Genomic DNA, 16,340 nt, shown 5'->3' on the forward strand with positions numbered 1-16,340 from the left:
AGTCTCAATAAAATGGGTTGACGCGGCGGCGCATTTTCCTTTTGCTGCGCGGGTTGGTACATGCAAACAACCGCTGCATCCGCAAACGCCATGTCCGGCCCCTCCTGGGAGGCCGTCAAAAACACTTTTCAACAGTTTGTGGTGCCCAGTTATGGGCGTTTCGAGCTTTGCCTGACCCGCGGCCAGGGCGCCTGGGTGTGGGACATCGCCGGACGCCGTTATCTCGACCTGGGCGCCGGCATCGCCGTTTGCAGCCTCGGCCATGCCCATCCCGAGCTGGCGGAAGCCCTGGCCGCCCAGGCCCGCGCCCTGGTGCACGTCTCCAACCTCTATTACCACCCCTGGCAGGGCGCGCTCGCCGCACGCCTGGCAGGCTTGATCGCTCCCGGCAAGCTCTTCTTTGCCAACAGCGGCGCCGAAGCCAACGAGGGCCTCTTCAAATTGGCCCGGCGGTTCGGCCACGAGGAGGGCCGCTTCGAAATCATCACCGCCCTCAACTCCTTCCACGGCCGCACCCTCGCCGGCATTGCCGCCACCGGCCAGGACAAAGTGAAAAAAGGCTTCGGGCCCTCAGTGCCCGGTTTTCGCCACGTGCCCTTCAACGATTTGCAGGCCGTGGAAAACGCCCTCTCCCCCGCCACCGTGGCCGTGTTAATTGAAGGCGTCCAGGGCGAAGGCGGCATCACCCCCGCCACCCCGGATTACCTCCTGGGCCTGCGCCGCCTCTGCGATGAACACCGCTTGCTTCTCATGATGGACGGCGTCCAGTGCGGCTACTTCCGCACCGGACGCTTCCAGAGTTTTCAACGTATCTTGGAAGGCGTGGCCGGCGGAGAAACTTTCCTGCCCGATGCGATCTCCATGGCCAAATCCCTGGCAGGCGGCATCCCCATGGGCGCCTTCTGGGTGCGCCAGCCCTATGCCGACCTCCTGGGACCAGGCAGCCACGCCACCACCTTCGGAGGCACCCCCCTGGCCTGCGCCGCCGCGCTGAAAGTTTTGGACATCGTGGAACGGGATCACCTGGCGGACAACGCCCGCGCAACCGGCGACTGGATGAAACAGGAGTTGGAAAAACTGGCAGCCCGATTTCCGCAATGGCTCAAGTCCGTCCGTGGCCTCGGGTTTATGCTCGGCTTTGAACTGGCCGACAAAGCCGACATCCCCGCCTTTGCCGCCACCGACAAACCGGCTTCCCTCCAAATGGTCCAGCGCCTGCACGAAGCCGGCGTCCTCACCATCCCCTCCGGCAATCAAGTCATCCGCCTCCTGCCTCCGTTAACGCTCACCCGCGCCGAAGCCGCCGAGGGCATTGCTCGCATAGCCGAAGTATTCGAAAAGCTTGGTTGACGCTCCGCCGGCCCTCACCGTTCTTCCGGCCGCTCCAACTGGATGCGCGCGCTCCAGGCCTCCGCATCCTTGAGTCGCTGTCGCAGGAATTCCCGCAGCTCCGCCGTTTCTGCCGTCAGCACAAAAAAAGGGGCCTCCGGATCATCCGGGCTGACCCGCCATTGATGCCGCAACGCCTTGGGGTTCTTTTTTAACCATTCCTTGACCCACTCGTAATCCAGCGCTTGCAGCGTTAACTTGCCCTCCTCCAGCTTGACCCGCAGCACCATGTGGGAAGGAATCGGCGGCGGCAAGACTTCTCCCGTAGTGCCACCCGTCAAATCCAATAACCATTGCTCCTCAAGTTTGAATAGATGCCCCCACATCTTCGATGCTTTGCCCTCAGCCGAATAGGTCACCAGGTAGGCTTTGGCTTCATGCTCGGACGGCTCAAACCGCCAATGCTGCCCCTCCCCCTGCCATCGCCCCAACAGGGCAGGCTCGAAAAATACCTCTTTCTCCTCATAAAAGGGATTCACCGAAATAACAAAACACCCCGTGACCAGAAAAAGCACCAAACCCAAAACTAAACCCGCAACTTTCCCTCCCCCAGGGCGTGCCTTGGCATTCATAACCACAAACTCAGGGCGCTTTTTTCTCTGCCGGCGCTTCCTCCAGCTTGGCCGTCACCCGCCGCCGCATAATCACATCATCCTCATCCATCCAAACAACCTCAAAGCCTTTGGCCGCCATGATGTTGATTGCCCCGGTGATATACCACATCCGCTCATCGGCCTTGTCCGGCCGGCGACGACCGCCAAAGGGGATCACCCGCTGCGTGGAGCCATCAGGCCATACAATCGTTGTCTGGTCCCCCGCAAACCTGAAAAAGCCGTACTCCCATAGCACCACACCTTGAGCCTCCGCACTCTTCGGCGGAGCCTCAGCCGCGCCCACAGTAAAATAAAGTCCCGTGAACAGAACGATGCCAAGACAGAGTCGCTTCATTGCTTTTTCCATTCCTCGTACGTAAGAATCGGGCGCGGGGGCAACCCGTTTTTCTCCCGTTCCATGTTGATTCGTTCGGCCTCAGTTCGGTAGTCCAGGTAATGTTTCCGATCCTCGCTGTCCATGATGCGATCCACCACACACCCATTGCAGCCAAGCAACAATACCCAAAGAAAAAGCCGGACACTCGCCCACAGTGATTTTATGTTTCTATCCTATGAACCCCAACCAGCAGCGTCAAGCCTACAGTCATCTCTGGCATTCGCAATTCTGAGAGCGGCGAGCGAGTTGCTTTTCATTCAGTCATGATAAAGCCTGCCGTATTCTTAGAGCGCGACGGGATACTCAACCGGCCGCGGGTGGAGCGTGGCAAAGCCGTCCCCCCCACGGCCCTCAAGGAGTTTGAAATTTGTGTGGAAGTCCTGCCTTTGCTCCGTCGCTTGAAGGAGCAGGGCTTCCTCCTGATCGCCACCACCAACCAGCCCGGCATCAGCCGCGGTTATTTAAGCCGGTTTGAGTTGGATCGCATGCACGCGCTCTTGCGCCAGATCTTCCCTTTGGACGACCTCTTCTTTTGTCCGCACGATGAAATGGATCAATGCCCCTGCCGCAAACCGCGCCCGGGTCTGCTGATCGAAGCCGCCTATAAGTGGCATATTGATCTGCCGCGTTCCTACGTGATCAGCGACAAATGGCAGGATGCCGATGCCGCCCGCTGGGCCGGCTGCGTCTCCATCATGATCCGCAGCTCTTCCAATGGCTCCAACCACCATGATTGTGTGGTCCCCGACTTCCGCGCCGCCGTGGATAAAATCATTCACTTGCACTCCCTCAACTGTTCCCTCGACGAGTAACCCAGGGCGTAGGTTTTAAGGTTGGGTTTGCAGCTTAGGCCGCCTGATGCTAATTAAAAGGCCCATGAATCTCGCAACCCAATGGTCTTTGGCGGCTTCGCATAACCCCCAAAAACCGGCCCTCTTTTGGGGCGATGCTTCCTTCACTCATGCCCACCTTTACCATCAATCCCTCTGGATGGCCGCCGCACTGCAACGCCTGGGGGTCCAACCCGGCGACCGCGTCGGTCTCTGGTTGAAAAATTGCCCCGAATTTGTCCCCGCTCTGTTCGGCATTTTCATGGCCAACGCCGTCGCCGTCCCCATCAACAATTTTCTCAAACCCGAAGAAGTGGCCTTCATGTTGCAGGACGCCGGCATCCGGCATCTCATCACCGATACCTCCCTGGCCGACCCGGCGAAAATATTGGCCGAAAAATTCCCCGGCCTCACGGTGTGGCTGGTGGAACACCTGCCCACCACCCCGGCGGAGGAGCAAGCCATTCCGCCCTCCCCATGTCAGCGAACGGAACAAGATTTGGCGGTGCTGATTTACACCTCAGGCACCACCGGCCGCCCCAAAGGCGCCATGCTCACCCACGGCAACCTGCTGCATAACATCCGTAGTTGCCAAAAAATGCTGGAAAGCACCCTCGGCGACCGTTTTGTGCTGCTGCTCCCCATGTTTCACAGTTTCATGCTCACCGTCTGCGTCCTCCTGCCCCTCTGCACCGGCGCTTCCATCGTGCTCATCAAATCCGTGCACCCCGCCAAAAACATCCTCATGGAAATCCTCCGCCATCAGGGCACCATCCTCCCCGCCGTCCCCTCTTTCTTCCGCCTGTTTGCCCAGGCCGAGCTGCCCCCCCAGCTCCCGCTGCGGTTGTGCATCAGTGGCGGCGCCGCCCTCCCGGTGGAAATCCTCCGCGAGTTCAACCGCAAATTCCCCCTCCCCCTCCTCGAGGGCTACGGCTTGAGCGAAACCAGCCCCGTGGCCAGCCTCAACCCCATTCGCGGCCCCTGGAAGGAAGGCAGCATCGGCGTCCCCATCCCCGACGTGGAAATGAGTGTCCAGGACGATCAAGGCCGTTTCCTGCCCCCGCGCGAGATCGGCGAGATCTGCATCCGCGGCGGCAACGTCATGGCGGGCTACTGGAACCAGCCCGAGGCAACCGCCGCCGTCATGCGCAACGGCTGGTTTCTCACCGGCGATGTCGGCTACCGGGATGAAGACGGCTATTTCTACATCACCGACCGCAAAAAAGACATGCTCATCGTCAACGGCATCAACGTCTATCCCCGCGAAATCGAGGAATTAATCTACCAATATCCCGGCATCCGCGAAGCCGCCGTCATTGGCATCCCCGATGCCCGCCGCGGCGAGCAGCCCGTGGCTTACGTGTCCTTGACTGACGGCGCCACCCTGGACGAATACGCCCTGCTGCGTTACTTGCGCGACCGCATCGCCCACTACAAGGTGCCGCGCAAGGTAACCGTGCTCCCCGCCCTCCCCCGCAACGCCACCGGCAAAATCCTCAAGACCGACCTGCGCCAAATGGCCCTGCGCAGCCTCTCCCCGCCCGCCGCGGAATCCGCTTAACCATTTGTCATTCCCCGCCCTTGGGATATAGTTGGCCGCGTGGAAACCAAAGCGTTTGATCTGGTGGTCATCGGCGCGGGGCCGGGCGGTTATGTGGCGGCCATTCGCGCCGCCCAACTGGGCCTCAACACCGCCTGCGTGGACAAGGAACCCCTCCTGGGCGGCACCTGCCTGCGCATCGGTTGCATCCCCAGCAAAGTCTTGTTGGAATCCAGCGCCCGTTACCACGAGGCCCTCACCACCCTGGCCCAACATGGCGTGCGCGCCTGTGGCGTCACCCTCGATTTGCCCGCCGTCCTCAAGCGCAAGGACCACGTGGTGCAAACCCTGACCCGGGGCATCGAAGGATTGTTTCGTAAAAACAAGGTAACTCGCTTCCAGGGCACGGCCTCCTTCATTTCCCCCCGGGAAATTGAAATCAGGGGCAAGGACACCCTCCGCCTTCAAGCCGGCCATTTCATCATCGCCACCGGCAGCGTCCCCGCCCCCCTGCCGGGAGTCGAACTGGATGGCTCGCGAATCGTCACCAGCACCGAAGCCCTCTCCTTCACGGAAGTCCCCCGTCGGCTGGTGGTCATTGGCGCCGGTTATATCGGCCTGGAGCTAAGCTGTGTCTGGCAACGTTTTGGCGCCCAGGTCACTGTCCTGGAATACCTCCCCCGCATCCTGCCGGGCATGGATGACGAATTGGCGCAGGACGCCCAGAAAATCTTCACCCGCCAGGGATTGACCTTTCACCTCAATACCCGCGTCACCTCCGCCCGGCGCGTGGGCGAGCATTGTGTGGTGGAACGCGAGGGCGCCGCCCCCTTGGAATGTGACTATGTCCTGTTGTCCGTTGGCCGCCTCCCCAACACCGCCGGCCTGGGCCTGGAACAGTTGGGCATGGCCCTCGACAAAGGCCGCATCCCCGTCAACGAACATTTTGCCACACCCATCCCGGGCATTTATGCCATCGGCGATGTCATCCGCGGGCCGATGCTGGCGCACAAGGCCGAGGAGGAAGGCATCGCTTGCGTCGAAGGCCTCGTCCGCGGCCAGGGCCATGTAAATTATGACCTCATCCCCGGCGTGGTGTACACTCATCCCGAAATCGCCTCCGTCGGCAAAACAGAGACCCAGCTCAAGGAGGCAGGCGTCCCCTATCGCCAAGGCGTCTTCCCCCTCCTGGCCAGCGGCCGCGCCCGCTCCCTGGGCGAAACCGAGGGAAAAATCAAGGTCTTGGCCCACGCCGAAACCGACCGCCTCCTGGGCGTGCACATTATCGCGCCGCATGCCGGCGAATTGATCGGCGAAGCCGCCGCCGCCATGGCCTTTGGCGCCAGCGCCGAGGACCTCGCCCGCGTCTGCCATGCCCATCCCACCCTCTCCGAGGCCCTCAAGGAAGCCGCCTTGGCCGTGGACGGCCGCGCGATTCACATTTGATTTGGCGGGCCGCTTCTTTAATATGCCGCCATGACCTCGCTCTGGCTTGCCGGCAGGCGTTTGGCCTGCCTCTTCCTCGGCTGTGCCGCCGTCGCGGCCGCCCTGGCCCAAAACCAATCCAACCTCGTGGCCAACGGCTCCTTTGAACTGGATGCCAACGCCGATGGCATTCCAGATTTCTGGCAGGCCGCCGGCGACCGCGAAACCCAACAACAGTTGGACAGGGAGACCGCCGACGGCGGCTGGTGCGCCCGCTTGCGCTGCACGGCCATGGGCAAGGATACCCCCAGCTCCCACGCCATGATTTGCCAGCTCGGCCAGGTCTCCGTCGAGCGCGGACGCTGGTACAAACTCTCCTTCCGCGCCAGAGCCGAAAACATCCGCAAAGGCGTCTCGGTGGGCCTGAACAATACCCGAGTCTGGAAAAATGTGGGTCTGGACGTCGGCTTCTATGCCACCCCCCAATGGCAGCGTTTTGAATTCCTCTTTGAAGCCACCGACTCTCTCCCCGCCGAAAACAGCCGCCTGCAATTCTGGTTCAAATCCACCGGCACGCTCTGGTTGGATGACGTGGAGCTTGTCTCCATTCCGGGCGGAAGACAATGGTTCCCCCAATGGCCCGCTGAGGGCGTTCCCAATGCCGTGCCCAATGGCGCCTTCGAGTGTGGCGCCGCCAACTGGGGAAGCTACAACAACGAACCGGGCGGTTGGGGCAATCAATTATTCCAACTGGTGGCCCAGTGGTCCCCCACCGGCGGCTCGGACGGCGGCGGCTGCCTCAAAATCACCTGGAACGACCAGACCGCTCCCGTGTTCTACTTTGACTATTTCCAGGCCGTCCGCCGCACCGTCCGCCGCCTCCAGGCCGCCAACCTGGGCTGGCTCCGCGTGCAACCCGGTACGCCCATGCAGCTCTCTGTGGATCTGCGCTCCGAACCCGAGGGCATTCCCACCTCTCTGACCATTATCGAGGCCGAAGGCCCCTCCCGCCAGCATACCATCCGCCCCAACCGCCAATGGCAACGGTACTCGCTGGACTTCCAACCCCAACGTCCCTTCATCTTTGTCGCTGTCGGGCCGGATTATTTATCCTCCACCGGCCCGGCGGGCACCGTCTGGTTGGACGGTGTCGCCCTCCACCCCAAAGCGGCGGCCACCGCGTTTCAGCCGCGCCAGCCCATCGAAACTTTTGCGGAAACCCCTGTCACCGGCAACCTCTTCACCAACCCCGCCGCCGGCCTCACCGTGACCCTCCGCGCCGCCGCCTGGGGCGATGCGCCCCCGCGCCTTCAGGGGCTTCTGCGCCTTACCGACTTTTTTGATCGCGTAATCTATGAAGCCCCCCATGAAGTCCCTCTCACCGAGCAGATTTCCCCCCACCTCCGCCGGGGTACCCTCACGCTGCGCGGTCTGTTGACCAATCGCCTGGGCTTCTACCGGCTGGAGTGGGCCACTCCCTACGGCACCAATGCCCTGCGCTGCGCCCTGCTTGCACCCGTCACCCATGCCCAGGGAGCCATCGGCATGAATCATGCCTACCCTTGGGATTTCCTGATGCACCTCGCCCACACCGCCGGCATCCGCTGGTGGCGCGATTGGTCCGCCAAATGGCATGAAGTGGAAAAAGAACAGGGCCAATGGAATTTCCAGATGGCCGATGAACAAATTGACCGCGTCCTGCGCCTCGGCGGCCAACCCCTCGTGCTCCTCCCCTTCCCCTCCTCCTGGTGGTCTTCCCGCTGGGCCTCGCCCACTTCCAATCCCCCTCTCAAGCCCCCCTTCCGCCCCCAGGATTACGAGCCCCAGCGCCGCTTCGTGGCCCAGGCCCCACAACGCTGGGAAGACTTCGCCAACTATGCCGCCGCCGTCGTCCGCCATTACCGCGGCCGCGTGCAGGCCTATCATCTCCTCAATGAACCCATCTATACCAGTTACGCCCTGCCCCGCGGTGACGGCCACTCCATCGCCGATTATCTCCAGGCCGTCGAATCCGCCTACCCCCGCATGAAAGCCGCGGACAAATCCGCTCTCATTGTCGGCGGCATCGGCACCGGCCCGGACGCCGGCCTCACCTTGGAATTCGTGGAAAAAGGGGGCCTGCGCTTTGTGGACATTCTCGACCTGCACATGTACGACCCCCCCGCCCCCACCGAAAATCAGGAACCTTCCTTCGCCCAGCTTGAAGCCTCCATGCGCCAACACGGCGGCCCCAAGCCTGTCTGGATTACCGAATACGGCTGCTATGCCGACGACGACCCCGCCTGCCTGCCGCCCCGCACCGGCGACTCCGCCATGACCCGCGCACGCTGGCCCAGCGAACGCGCCGCCTCCGAGCATCTCGTCAAATACGTGGCCGTCACCTTCGCTCATGGCGTGCGCAAGCTCTTGCTGCATGCCGGCAGCTCCGCCCAGATCAACGGCCCCAACGAAGGCGGCATCTTCTTTGAATATGGCGGACAGCCCCGCAAAATGCTCGCCGCCGTGGCCACTTTGAACCGCCTCCTGGCCACCCCCGATGCCTGCCTCGGGGCCCGCAACCAAAACTCCCTCTGCGCCTACCTCTTCCGCTGTGGCCGCCAAAGCGTGGCCATCGCCTGGAGCAGCCAGCCCATAACGCTCACCCTCCCCAAAGGAGTTCAAGCCAGGGACATCATGGGTAACCCCCTCGCGCAAAGCACGCTTTCCCTTGCCGATTCCCCCGTTTATTTCCTCGAAGCCAACCCCGAAGGCAGGCAACTGCGTCAAATGTTCCTGCCCTGATCAGCCGCCCGCCTCATTCCGGCCCACCACCGCGCCCTGCCGGGCCTGCTGAAAGCGCGCCGCCCATTGCGCCCGCGATATTTTTCCGCGCGCATTGGCGGCCAACTCCTCCGCCAGCCACCAGTGCTTGGGCCATTGCCAGTCCGGCAGATGATGCTGCGCATGCTGGCGCACGGCCGGCAGCGACTCTGCCGCCGCCAGCGCCACCGCCGCCACAATGGCCTCTCCCCGGTGTCCCCCCTGATCCGGCACGCCAAACACCACGCACTCCCGCACCTCGGGATGCGCGCGCAACACCTGCTCAATCATCTCCGGCGACACCTTCCGTCCCGCCACGTTGATTTGATCACTGGCGCGCCCCCACAAGTAGAGGTATCCCCCCCGGCTCTCTCCCAAATCGCGCGTCCGAAAAACACCCCCACCCAGCGCCGGATCAGCCTCGGGCCAATAGGTCAGGCCAACATTCGGGCCCCTCACCTCCACGCAGCCCTCGGCGTTGAGCCCCACCTCCACTCCCGGCAACACCCGCCCCGCAAGTTGCGCCTCCGGCCGTGGCTTGTCCGTCCCGTCATAAGCAATCCCGCCACACTCGGTGGAACCGTAAAAATTATGAATCTTCAGGCCGTGCCGCTCGAAAACCTGTTGTTCCAGCGTTAACGGCAGCGGAGCCCCGGCGCTGATGGCCACCCGAATGTTGCAAGGAATGGCCTGCGCCTCCAGCCACGTCCGCCACAAGGCCGGCACCGAGGGAACCACCAAATCGGGCAGCACGCCACTGGCGGCCCGCAACTGCTCCGGCAACCCCCCCCCAGCCAAAATGAGCGGCATGCCCTCCAACACCAGCATCAGCACCAAACTCGAAAAACCATATGAATGCGCCAACGAAATGGTGGCCACATTGGCCCACTCCCGCCTCAGCCCCATCCCCTCCATGATCTGCCGGGCATCGGCACAAAGCTGCTCGGCGGAAAACGCCACCGCCCGCGGCGCCCCCGTGGTGGCGCTGGTGAGTTTGAGATGCGCGCAATCCGCAGGCAACCGCCCGTCTGCCGGCGGTGGATTGCCTTGATCCAGCGGACACACCACCAGCCCGGCACGCCATGCCCGCAGCAAAGTAAGCACAAATTCCGCCCCCATCCCCCTCGGGTGACAAAGTCCATGATCTTCCACCGGCGCCGGCCCTTCTGAAGCCCTGGCCAGCTCCGCAAACGTCCATCGCCGGCCACTCGGCACTTCCCACAACGCTGGCAGCCTAGGCTCACGCGCCGCCGTGAGCCGCCAAAGCTCATAGAGTTGCCGGGTTGCAGACACCGGCCTTGTACGTACCGCAGCTTGCCACCAGCCGCAAGCGGCAAGTGTCACCGGACAACGTTGTCCCGCAGCGAAGCCGATGGCGCAACCACCGCATCCAACGTGGCCCGCAAGGCCTGCGCCAGTTGCATGGGAGTGTACGGCTTCTGCAAGAAATGATGCCGGTCAAAACCGGGGGCGGACTCAAGCAACATCTGGCTGTTGAAGTAGCCGCTGGTGAACAATATCGGCAGGTTGGGGCGCATTTCCCGCAGTTTCTGGGCCAGCGCCAGCCCATTGATCCCCCCCGGCATCACCATGTCCAGCAGCGCCGCATCAATGTGTTGCTGGTGCTTGGCCCATACCGCCAGCGCTTCCGGCCCGTTCGCGGCCAGTATCGTCCGATAGCCGTGCATGCTCAAAATGTCCCCCGCCAGTTGCCGCACAATCGCCTCATCCTCCACCACCAAAATGGTCTCCTGCCCGCGGGGCGCTCCCAGCTCGTCACGGGCAGCCTCCGCGCGCCCCTGGGCTGGTTCCGCCGACGCCTGCAACGTGGGCAGGTAAATCAAAAAGCACGTCCCCTCCCCCGGCTGGCTGCGCAGCTCAATCCACCCCCGATGCTGCTCCACGATGCTGCGCACCGTGGCCAGCCCCAACCCCGTGCCCATGCCCAGTTCCTTGGTGGTAAAAAACGGCTCAAACACCCGCTGATGCAACTCCGGCGGTATGCCGCAGCCGGTATCCTGCACGATCAGCCGGACGTAGGGAGCTTCCACCCCTTGCCCGGCTCCAGCCTCAGGATTCAACGCGGAAGCAACGGAATCTGTCGTAATCGTCAAACGCCCCCCCTGCGGCATGGCATCGCGCGCGTTGGCGGCCAGATTAAATACGATCTGCTCCACCATGCTCACATCCGCATAAATCAGCGGCAGCGAACTCGCCGGATGAATCTCCAGCGTCACGTCCTCACCGATGATCCGCCGCAACATCTTCGTCATCTGGGCCAGCACATCGTTGAGATTGACCGGCTGCGGCTGGAAGGATTGCTTCCGGCTGAAGGCCAGCAACTGGCGCGTCAAGCTGCTCGCGCGCTCGGTGGCCTCCGCAATCTCATGAATCGAGGCGCGGGCCTCGGCGGATATATCCCTCAGCGTGGCGAGCATCTCCGTATGCCCCTTCATCACCGTCAATAAATTATTGAAATCGTGGGCCACCCCTCCCGCCAGCGCGCCGATCCCCTCCAGTTTGGCCGACTGCCGCAACTGCGCCTCCAGCGCCTTCCGGGCCGTAATATCCACGTCAATAAACAGCCAGCAGGACTCCAGCCCCACCTGCAACGGCTCAACGGATGTCAAAACATCCACCACCGCCCCCGTCTTGGTCCGCAGTTGCAGCTCCAGATTGGTCACCGAGCCGTGACGCCGCAAACTCGTCACCAATTGCTCCCGCTGATGCGGATTGACCCACAGCTTCAATTCCGAGGCCGACCGCCCGATCAGCTCCTCCCGCGTATATCCCATCAATTTGACGTAGCTGTCATTCACCTCGACAAACCGCCCATCCGTCTGGGCACAAATGCCAATGGCCATCGGGTTGGCCCGGAAAATGCGCTGAAACCGCTCCCGGGCGTGGCGCAGCTCCGTCTCCAGCCGCTTGCGCGCAGTCACATCTTGCTGGATGGCGATGAAATGGGTGATGCGCCCTTGCGCATCGCAGATCGGCGTCACCCTCTGCTCCTGCGTGTAAAAACTGCCGTCTTTGCGGCGATTAACAATCTCCCCCACCCACGTCTTGCCCCCCAGAATGGTCTCCCAATACCGTTGGAAAAACCCGCGGTCATGCCGCCCGCTGTTCAACAGGCGCGGATTCCGGCCCACCACCTCCTCCAGCGTATAACCAGTCTCCTCCGTGAATGCACGATTGACGAACACAATGCTCCCGTCCGCCTTGGTGATCACCACCGGATGCGGCAGCACCTGCAACGCCGCCGTTTGCAGCCGGGTCAGCAGGTGAACATCAGCCTGCGGCGCCAACGGAAATACCAGGGCCGCCCCGCCACTGATGACCCCCTGCGCATCCATCACCGGAGAAATATGACACTCGCACGCCACCGATACCCCGTCCGCCCGCAACAAACGCCACGTGACCGTCGCCTGCCCGGCTGCCTCCCGTCCCCAGGCCGCCACCAGCCCCGCCCATTGTTGCCAATCCTCCGCGGCCACCAGGCGGGCCATCGCCAGCCCAGGCAGTTTGCTTTCAGGCTGGCCAAGCAACAAGGCCATCGCCGGGTTGGCAGCCGCGCACACTCCTTCCAACGTCCAATGGAGAATCCCGGCTCGGGAATGTTCAAACAAGGCGCAACAGGCAGCTTCATCTTGCAGCAAAGCGCGTGTAGCCTGCTTCCATGGCGCCCTATTTGATGACTTTACCATTCCCATTCTTTCCCTTTGGGGTGGCGTCCCGCTCTTTTCCTTGCACAGTTGGGCTTGCTTCTTCCTGCCCCAACCGCCCCCGCCTCTGCCCTCCCTCCAATTCTGGAGAGCTCGCGGAACGCATGATCAACCTTGGGACGATACGTTTGCGTTTTGTGAACCAATTGACAAGTCATAAATCCTTGATGTGCATCGGTTTTTGTCTGACAAACCAATCCATGATTCCCCTTAAGTACGACGCCCGACCCGGCCCAATTTAACCGTCCTCGGGCCCACTTCCCTCTTGCCATCCCCACCTCCACCTTTGGCCCGGCCCGTGCAGCACCATAATTTTTCTGATTTCCATTCCCGGCAGGGTCATTTTAGTGTTGGCTCATGAGTTTAATCGCACACTGCGTGCCCCCCTCCCGCCAGGTGGACGCCCGGCAGGCAGCAGAGGTCATCGCCAAAGCCATGCCCCAGGCGGATTACCGCGGCCGGCAGGTGCTCCTCATCATCCCGGACCATACCCGCACCGCGCCGGTGGGCATGATGTTCAAAGCCTTGCACGCGCACCTCGCGCCCGTCCTTAAACGCCTCGATATCCTCGTCGCCCTCGGCACCCACGTGGCCATGACCGAGGAGGCCATCTGTCAACGTCTGGAAATCTCCCCGGCCGAAAGACGGGAGCATTACGGCCACGTCCGCTTCTTCAATCACGAGTGGGATAACCCGGCCGCCTTGCAGCAGGTCGGAACGCTGACCTCCGAGGAAATCAGCCAGCTAACCCAGGGCTTGTTCGCCATGGACGTGCCCGTGGAGATCAACAAACGGGTGTTCGAGTATGACCAGATCGTCATCCTCGGCCCGGTCTTCCCCCATGAAGTCGTCGGCTTCTCCGGCGGCAACAAATACCTCTTCCCCGGCATCGCCGGCCCGCAAATCCTCAATTTCTTCCACTGGCTCGGCGCCGTCGTCACCAATCCCATGATCATCGGCAACCAGTGGACCCCCGTCCGCAAAGTGGTGGACAAGGCAGGCGCCCTGGTCAATGTCTCGAAACTCTGCTTCTGCATGGTGGTGGACGGCCATAATTTGGCCGGCCTTTACGCCGGCTCACCCGAAGGCGCCTGGGCGGCGGCCGTCCAGCTTTCCCGTCAATTGCACATCACCTGCAAGGACCATCCCTTTCACACCATCCTCTCCTGTGCCCCCAAAATGTATGATGAGCTGTGGACGGGCGGAAAATGCATGTACAAGCTCGAGCCCGTCCTGGCCGATGGCGGCGAATTAATCATTTACGCCCCCCACATCACCGAAATCTCCCTCACCCACGGGCGCGTGATTCGCGAAGTGGGCTACCATTGCCGCGACTACTTCCTCAAGCAATGGGAGCGCTTCAAACATTATCCCTGGGGCGTGCTCGCCCACTCCACCCACGTCCGCGGCATCGGCACTTTCGAAAATGGCGTCGAGCGCTGCCGCGCCCAGGTCACCCTCGCCACCGGCATCCCTGAAGACGTCTGCCGCCAAATCAATCTCGGCTACCGCGACCCCCGCTCCATCCGTCCGGAAGAGTTCGCCGGGCGCGAGGACGAAGGGATCCTCTGGGTGCCCAAAGCCGGCGAAATGCTCTTCCAGCTCAATAATCCCCCCGCCTGGGCCGGCGGCAAAGCTTGAGCGGGCAGTCACCATTCCCATGCCCATTTTTTACGATACCCACGCGCATCTGGACGACGGCAGCTTCCGCCGCGACCTCGCGGAAGTGCTGCAACGCGCCCACGGCGCCGGCATTGGCCGCATCATCACCATCGGCGTGGACGACGAAAGCAGCCGCGCCGCCGTCCAACTGGCGCAGGAACATCCGCACGTGTACGCCGCCGTCGGCTGGCACCCCAATCACGCCGCAGAAGCCCCGGAGGAAGTGCGACCGGCCTTGCGCGCCCTGGCGCAGCATCCCAAGGTCGTGGCCATCGGCGAAATCGGCCTGGACTACAAATACCTGCCCAGTCTTCAAGGCGGCTCCCCCGCCGACGATGCGCGTCACAAAGATCGCCAGGCGCAATTATTCGCCCAACAAATGGACCTGGCCGTCGAGCTGGGCCTGCCCGTCGTCGTCCACCAGCGCTTTTCCATGCCCGACATCCTGGCCCAGATGCAGCCCTACGTCGGACGGCTGCGGGCCGTCTTTCATTGTTTCTCCGAATCCCCCGACGTGGCCCGGCGGATTCTCGACATGCATTGCCTGGTCAGCTACACCGGCATCCTCACCTACAAAAACGGCCAAAACGTCCGCGACTCCCTCGCCGCCGTCCCCCTTGGGTCTTTCATGTTGGAAACCGACTGCCCCTACATGACCCCGGAACCCTGGCGCAAATCCGCCCGGCGTTGCGAGCCGGCCTTTGTCGCCGACATCGCCGCCGTCGCGGCCCAGGTCAAAGGCTGCTCCCTCGCCGAGCTTTCCGCCGCCACCTGCGCCACCGCCTGCCGGTTCTTTCACAAAATGCCGCCGCCTGACGCCTGAGACGGCGCCGCCCCAGCGTGAAAACCTTGCATCAATACCTGGTTCGCCAGACCCTCGCCACCGTGGCCATGACCGTGGGGGTGTTCACCGGCCTCCTCTTGCTGGGCAACGTCTTGCGCGAGGTCACGCTGCTGCTGCTCAACGAACAGGTCCGCGCGCTCACGGTGTTCAAAGCCTTGGGCCTCCTGGTCCCCTATGTGCTCGTCTTTGCCCTGCCCATGGGCCTCCTGACCGCCATGTTGCTAACCTTTGGCCGGCTCAGCGCCGAGCAGGAATTGAACGCCATGCGCGGCGGCGGCATCTCGGTGGTCTCCCTCATCACCCCCATTCTCCTGCTGGCCGTGGGCTTCAGTTGCCTGAGCGCCTTCATCAACCTCTATCTGGCCCCCCGCTGCCGCATGGCCTACAAGGACATGCTCGCCGACCTCCGCCAAATCCGCCCCGCCACCGTCCTGACCGCCGGACGCTTCGTCAAAGACATCCCCGGCTACATCCTCTACGTCGGCAAAATCAAGGACGCCGAAATGCACGACGTCCTCATCTCCAAAGTGGACAAGGAAGGCGAAGTCACCACCATCCTCCAGGCCGCGCGCGGCGTGGTCGCCCCCGCCCCGGATACCAACCAGTTCATCCTCCGCCTCTTCGAAGCCCGCGGCTCCACCCTGGAAAAAGGAGTCCTGCAGGCCATGCCCTTTTACGCCGGCGAGGCCGAGTTCATCCTCGAGCTGCCCACTCAGCGGGCGCGCCCCATCAAACTCAACGAAATGACCTTTTTCGACCTGCTGGAGGAACGCCGCCGCGTGGAACAGCTCCTCGGCGGCGGCACCGGCCCCGAGCTTAGGCCCCTCCCCGCCCAAGCCCGGGACAAGGTGCTGTCCCCGCTCAAAGTCCAGCTCCACCACCAGGTGGCCTTCTCCTTTGCCTGCCTGGGCTTCACCCTCATTGGCATCCCCCTGGGCATCCGCAGCCATCGCAAGGAAACCAGTGTGGGCGTGGCCGTGGCCCTCATCCTCGTCCTCATCTATTACAGCTTTTTCATCATGGCCGATGCCCTGGCCACCCGGGCCCAGCTCCATCCCTGGCTCTTCTGTTGGATCCCCAATTTCCTCTTTCAGGGCGCCGGCATGGCCCTCCTCTGGCGGGTGAACCGGCAATAA

13 protein-coding genes are annotated in these 16,340 nt (G+C 62.6%); 8 read left to right on the forward strand and 5 right to left on the reverse strand.

The genetic code is table 11. The features are described 5' to 3' along the window. Nucleotides 1-90 precede the first annotated feature (90 nt). The gene (locus tag N3J91_14270) at nucleotides 91-1,350 is read left to right on the forward strand and encodes an acetylornithine transaminase (protein ID MCX8157588.1); all 1,260 of its coding nucleotides are present in this window, start codon (nucleotides 91-93) and stop codon (nucleotides 1,348-1,350) included. A gap of 14 nt (nucleotides 1,351-1,364) precedes the next feature. Here the strand turns inward: N3J91_14270 and N3J91_14275 are convergent, their stop codons facing one another. From N3J91_14275 to N3J91_14285, 3 genes are read right to left on the reverse strand one after another with little or no spacing between them, the layout of a single operon-like run. Then, nucleotides 1,365-1,913 carry a hypothetical protein gene (locus N3J91_14275; GenBank protein ID MCX8157589.1) on the reverse strand — a complete coding sequence of 183 codons (549 nt, stop codon included), beginning with the start codon at nucleotides 1,911-1,913 and terminating at the stop codon, nucleotides 1,365-1,367. 58 nt (nucleotides 1,914-1,971) lie between these two features. After that, nucleotides 1,972-2,349: a hypothetical protein gene (locus tag N3J91_14280; GenBank protein ID MCX8157590.1), complete on the reverse strand. Its 378-nt coding sequence runs from the start codon at nucleotides 2,347-2,349 to the stop codon at nucleotides 1,972-1,974. Further along, nucleotides 2,334-2,501 carry a hypothetical protein gene (locus tag N3J91_14285; GenBank protein ID MCX8157591.1) on the reverse strand — a complete coding sequence of 56 codons (168 nt, stop codon included), beginning with the start codon at nucleotides 2,499-2,501 and terminating at the stop codon, nucleotides 2,334-2,336. The genes N3J91_14280 and N3J91_14285 overlap by 16 nt, the downstream gene beginning before the upstream one ends. Nucleotides 2,502-2,642: 141 nt before the next feature. Between N3J91_14285 and N3J91_14290 the strand changes: the two genes are divergently transcribed. The 4 genes from N3J91_14290 (at nucleotide 2,643) to N3J91_14305 (ending at nucleotide 8,955) form a co-directional block, all read left to right on the forward strand. Beyond that, nucleotides 2,643-3,191 (forward strand): HAD-IIIA family hydrolase, encoded by a 549-nt coding sequence (locus tag N3J91_14290; protein MCX8157592.1) that lies wholly within the window; start codon nucleotides 2,643-2,645, stop codon nucleotides 3,189-3,191. A 64-nt stretch (nucleotides 3,192-3,255) separates the two neighbouring features. Then, on the forward strand, nucleotides 3,256-4,770 hold the full coding sequence (locus tag N3J91_14295; GenBank protein MCX8157593.1) for a long-chain fatty acid--CoA ligase: 1,515 nt from the start codon (nucleotides 3,256-3,258) through the stop codon (nucleotides 4,768-4,770). Nucleotides 4,771-4,809: 39 nt separating this feature from the next. Next, the gene (gene lpdA / locus N3J91_14300; GenBank protein MCX8157594.1) at nucleotides 4,810-6,195 is read left to right on the forward strand and encodes a dihydrolipoyl dehydrogenase; all 1,386 of its coding nucleotides are present in this window, start codon (nucleotides 4,810-4,812) and stop codon (nucleotides 6,193-6,195) included. A 30-nt stretch (nucleotides 6,196-6,225) separates the two neighbouring features. Then, on the forward strand, nucleotides 6,226-8,955 hold the full coding sequence (locus N3J91_14305) for a hypothetical protein (protein MCX8157595.1): 2,730 nt from the start codon (nucleotides 6,226-6,228) through the stop codon (nucleotides 8,953-8,955). Here the strand turns inward: N3J91_14305 and N3J91_14310 are convergent, their stop codons facing one another. Both N3J91_14310 and N3J91_14315 read right to left on the reverse strand, forming a co-directional pair. After that, nucleotides 8,956-10,077: an acyl--CoA ligase gene (locus N3J91_14310; GenBank protein ID MCX8157596.1), complete on the reverse strand. Its 1,122-nt coding sequence runs from the start codon at nucleotides 10,075-10,077 to the stop codon at nucleotides 8,956-8,958. 236 nt (nucleotides 10,078-10,313) lie between these two features. Next, nucleotides 10,314-12,680: a PAS domain S-box protein gene (locus tag N3J91_14315; GenBank protein ID MCX8157597.1), complete on the reverse strand. Its 2,367-nt coding sequence runs from the start codon at nucleotides 12,678-12,680 to the stop codon at nucleotides 10,314-10,316. Nucleotides 12,681-13,055: 375 nt separating this feature from the next. Between N3J91_14315 and N3J91_14320 the strand changes: the two genes are divergently transcribed. The 3 genes from N3J91_14320 to N3J91_14330 are packed head-to-tail and all read left to right on the forward strand — an operon-like array spanning nucleotide 13,056 to nucleotide 16,340. Continuing rightward, nucleotides 13,056-14,339, forward strand: coding sequence for a lactate racemase domain-containing protein (locus N3J91_14320; GenBank protein ID MCX8157598.1), 1,284 nt, complete (start codon nucleotides 13,056-13,058; stop codon nucleotides 14,337-14,339). A 19-nt stretch (nucleotides 14,340-14,358) separates the two neighbouring features. Next, on the forward strand, nucleotides 14,359-15,183 hold the full coding sequence (locus N3J91_14325; GenBank protein ID MCX8157599.1) for a TatD family hydrolase: 825 nt from the start codon (nucleotides 14,359-14,361) through the stop codon (nucleotides 15,181-15,183). A 17-nt stretch (nucleotides 15,184-15,200) separates the two neighbouring features. Beyond that, nucleotides 15,201-16,340 (forward strand): LptF/LptG family permease, encoded by a 1,140-nt coding sequence (locus N3J91_14330; protein MCX8157600.1) that lies wholly within the window; start codon nucleotides 15,201-15,203, stop codon nucleotides 16,338-16,340.

This window comes from Verrucomicrobiia bacterium (assembly GCA_026414565.1).
In the GTDB taxonomy this organism is placed as follows: Bacteria; Verrucomicrobiota; Verrucomicrobiia; order Limisphaerales; family Fontisphaeraceae; genus Fontisphaera.

Bases quoted from the DNA above. Each gene is read 5' to 3' on its own strand.
- N3J91_14270 (MCX8157588.1), top strand. From the start codon at position 91: ATGTCCGGCCCCTCCTGGGAGGCCGTCAAAAACACTTTTCAACAGTTT.
- N3J91_14280 (MCX8157590.1), bottom strand. From the start codon at position 2,349: ATGGAAAAAGCAATGAAGCGACTCTGTCTTGGCATCGTTCTGTTCACG.
- N3J91_14290 (MCX8157592.1), top strand. From the start codon at position 2,643: ATGATAAAGCCTGCCGTATTCTTAGAGCGCGACGGGATACTCAACCGG.
- N3J91_14295 (MCX8157593.1), top strand. From the start codon at position 3,256: ATGAATCTCGCAACCCAATGGTCTTTGGCGGCTTCGCATAACCCCCAA.
- N3J91_14305 (MCX8157595.1), top strand. From the start codon at position 6,226: ATGACCTCGCTCTGGCTTGCCGGCAGGCGTTTGGCCTGCCTCTTCCTC.
- N3J91_14315 (MCX8157597.1), bottom strand. From the start codon at position 12,680: ATGGTAAAGTCATCAAATAGGGCGCCATGGAAGCAGGCTACACGCGCT.
- N3J91_14320 (MCX8157598.1), top strand. From the start codon at position 13,056: ATGAGTTTAATCGCACACTGCGTGCCCCCCTCCCGCCAGGTGGACGCC.
- N3J91_14325 (MCX8157599.1), top strand. From the start codon at position 14,359: ATGCCCATTTTTTACGATACCCACGCGCATCTGGACGACGGCAGCTTC.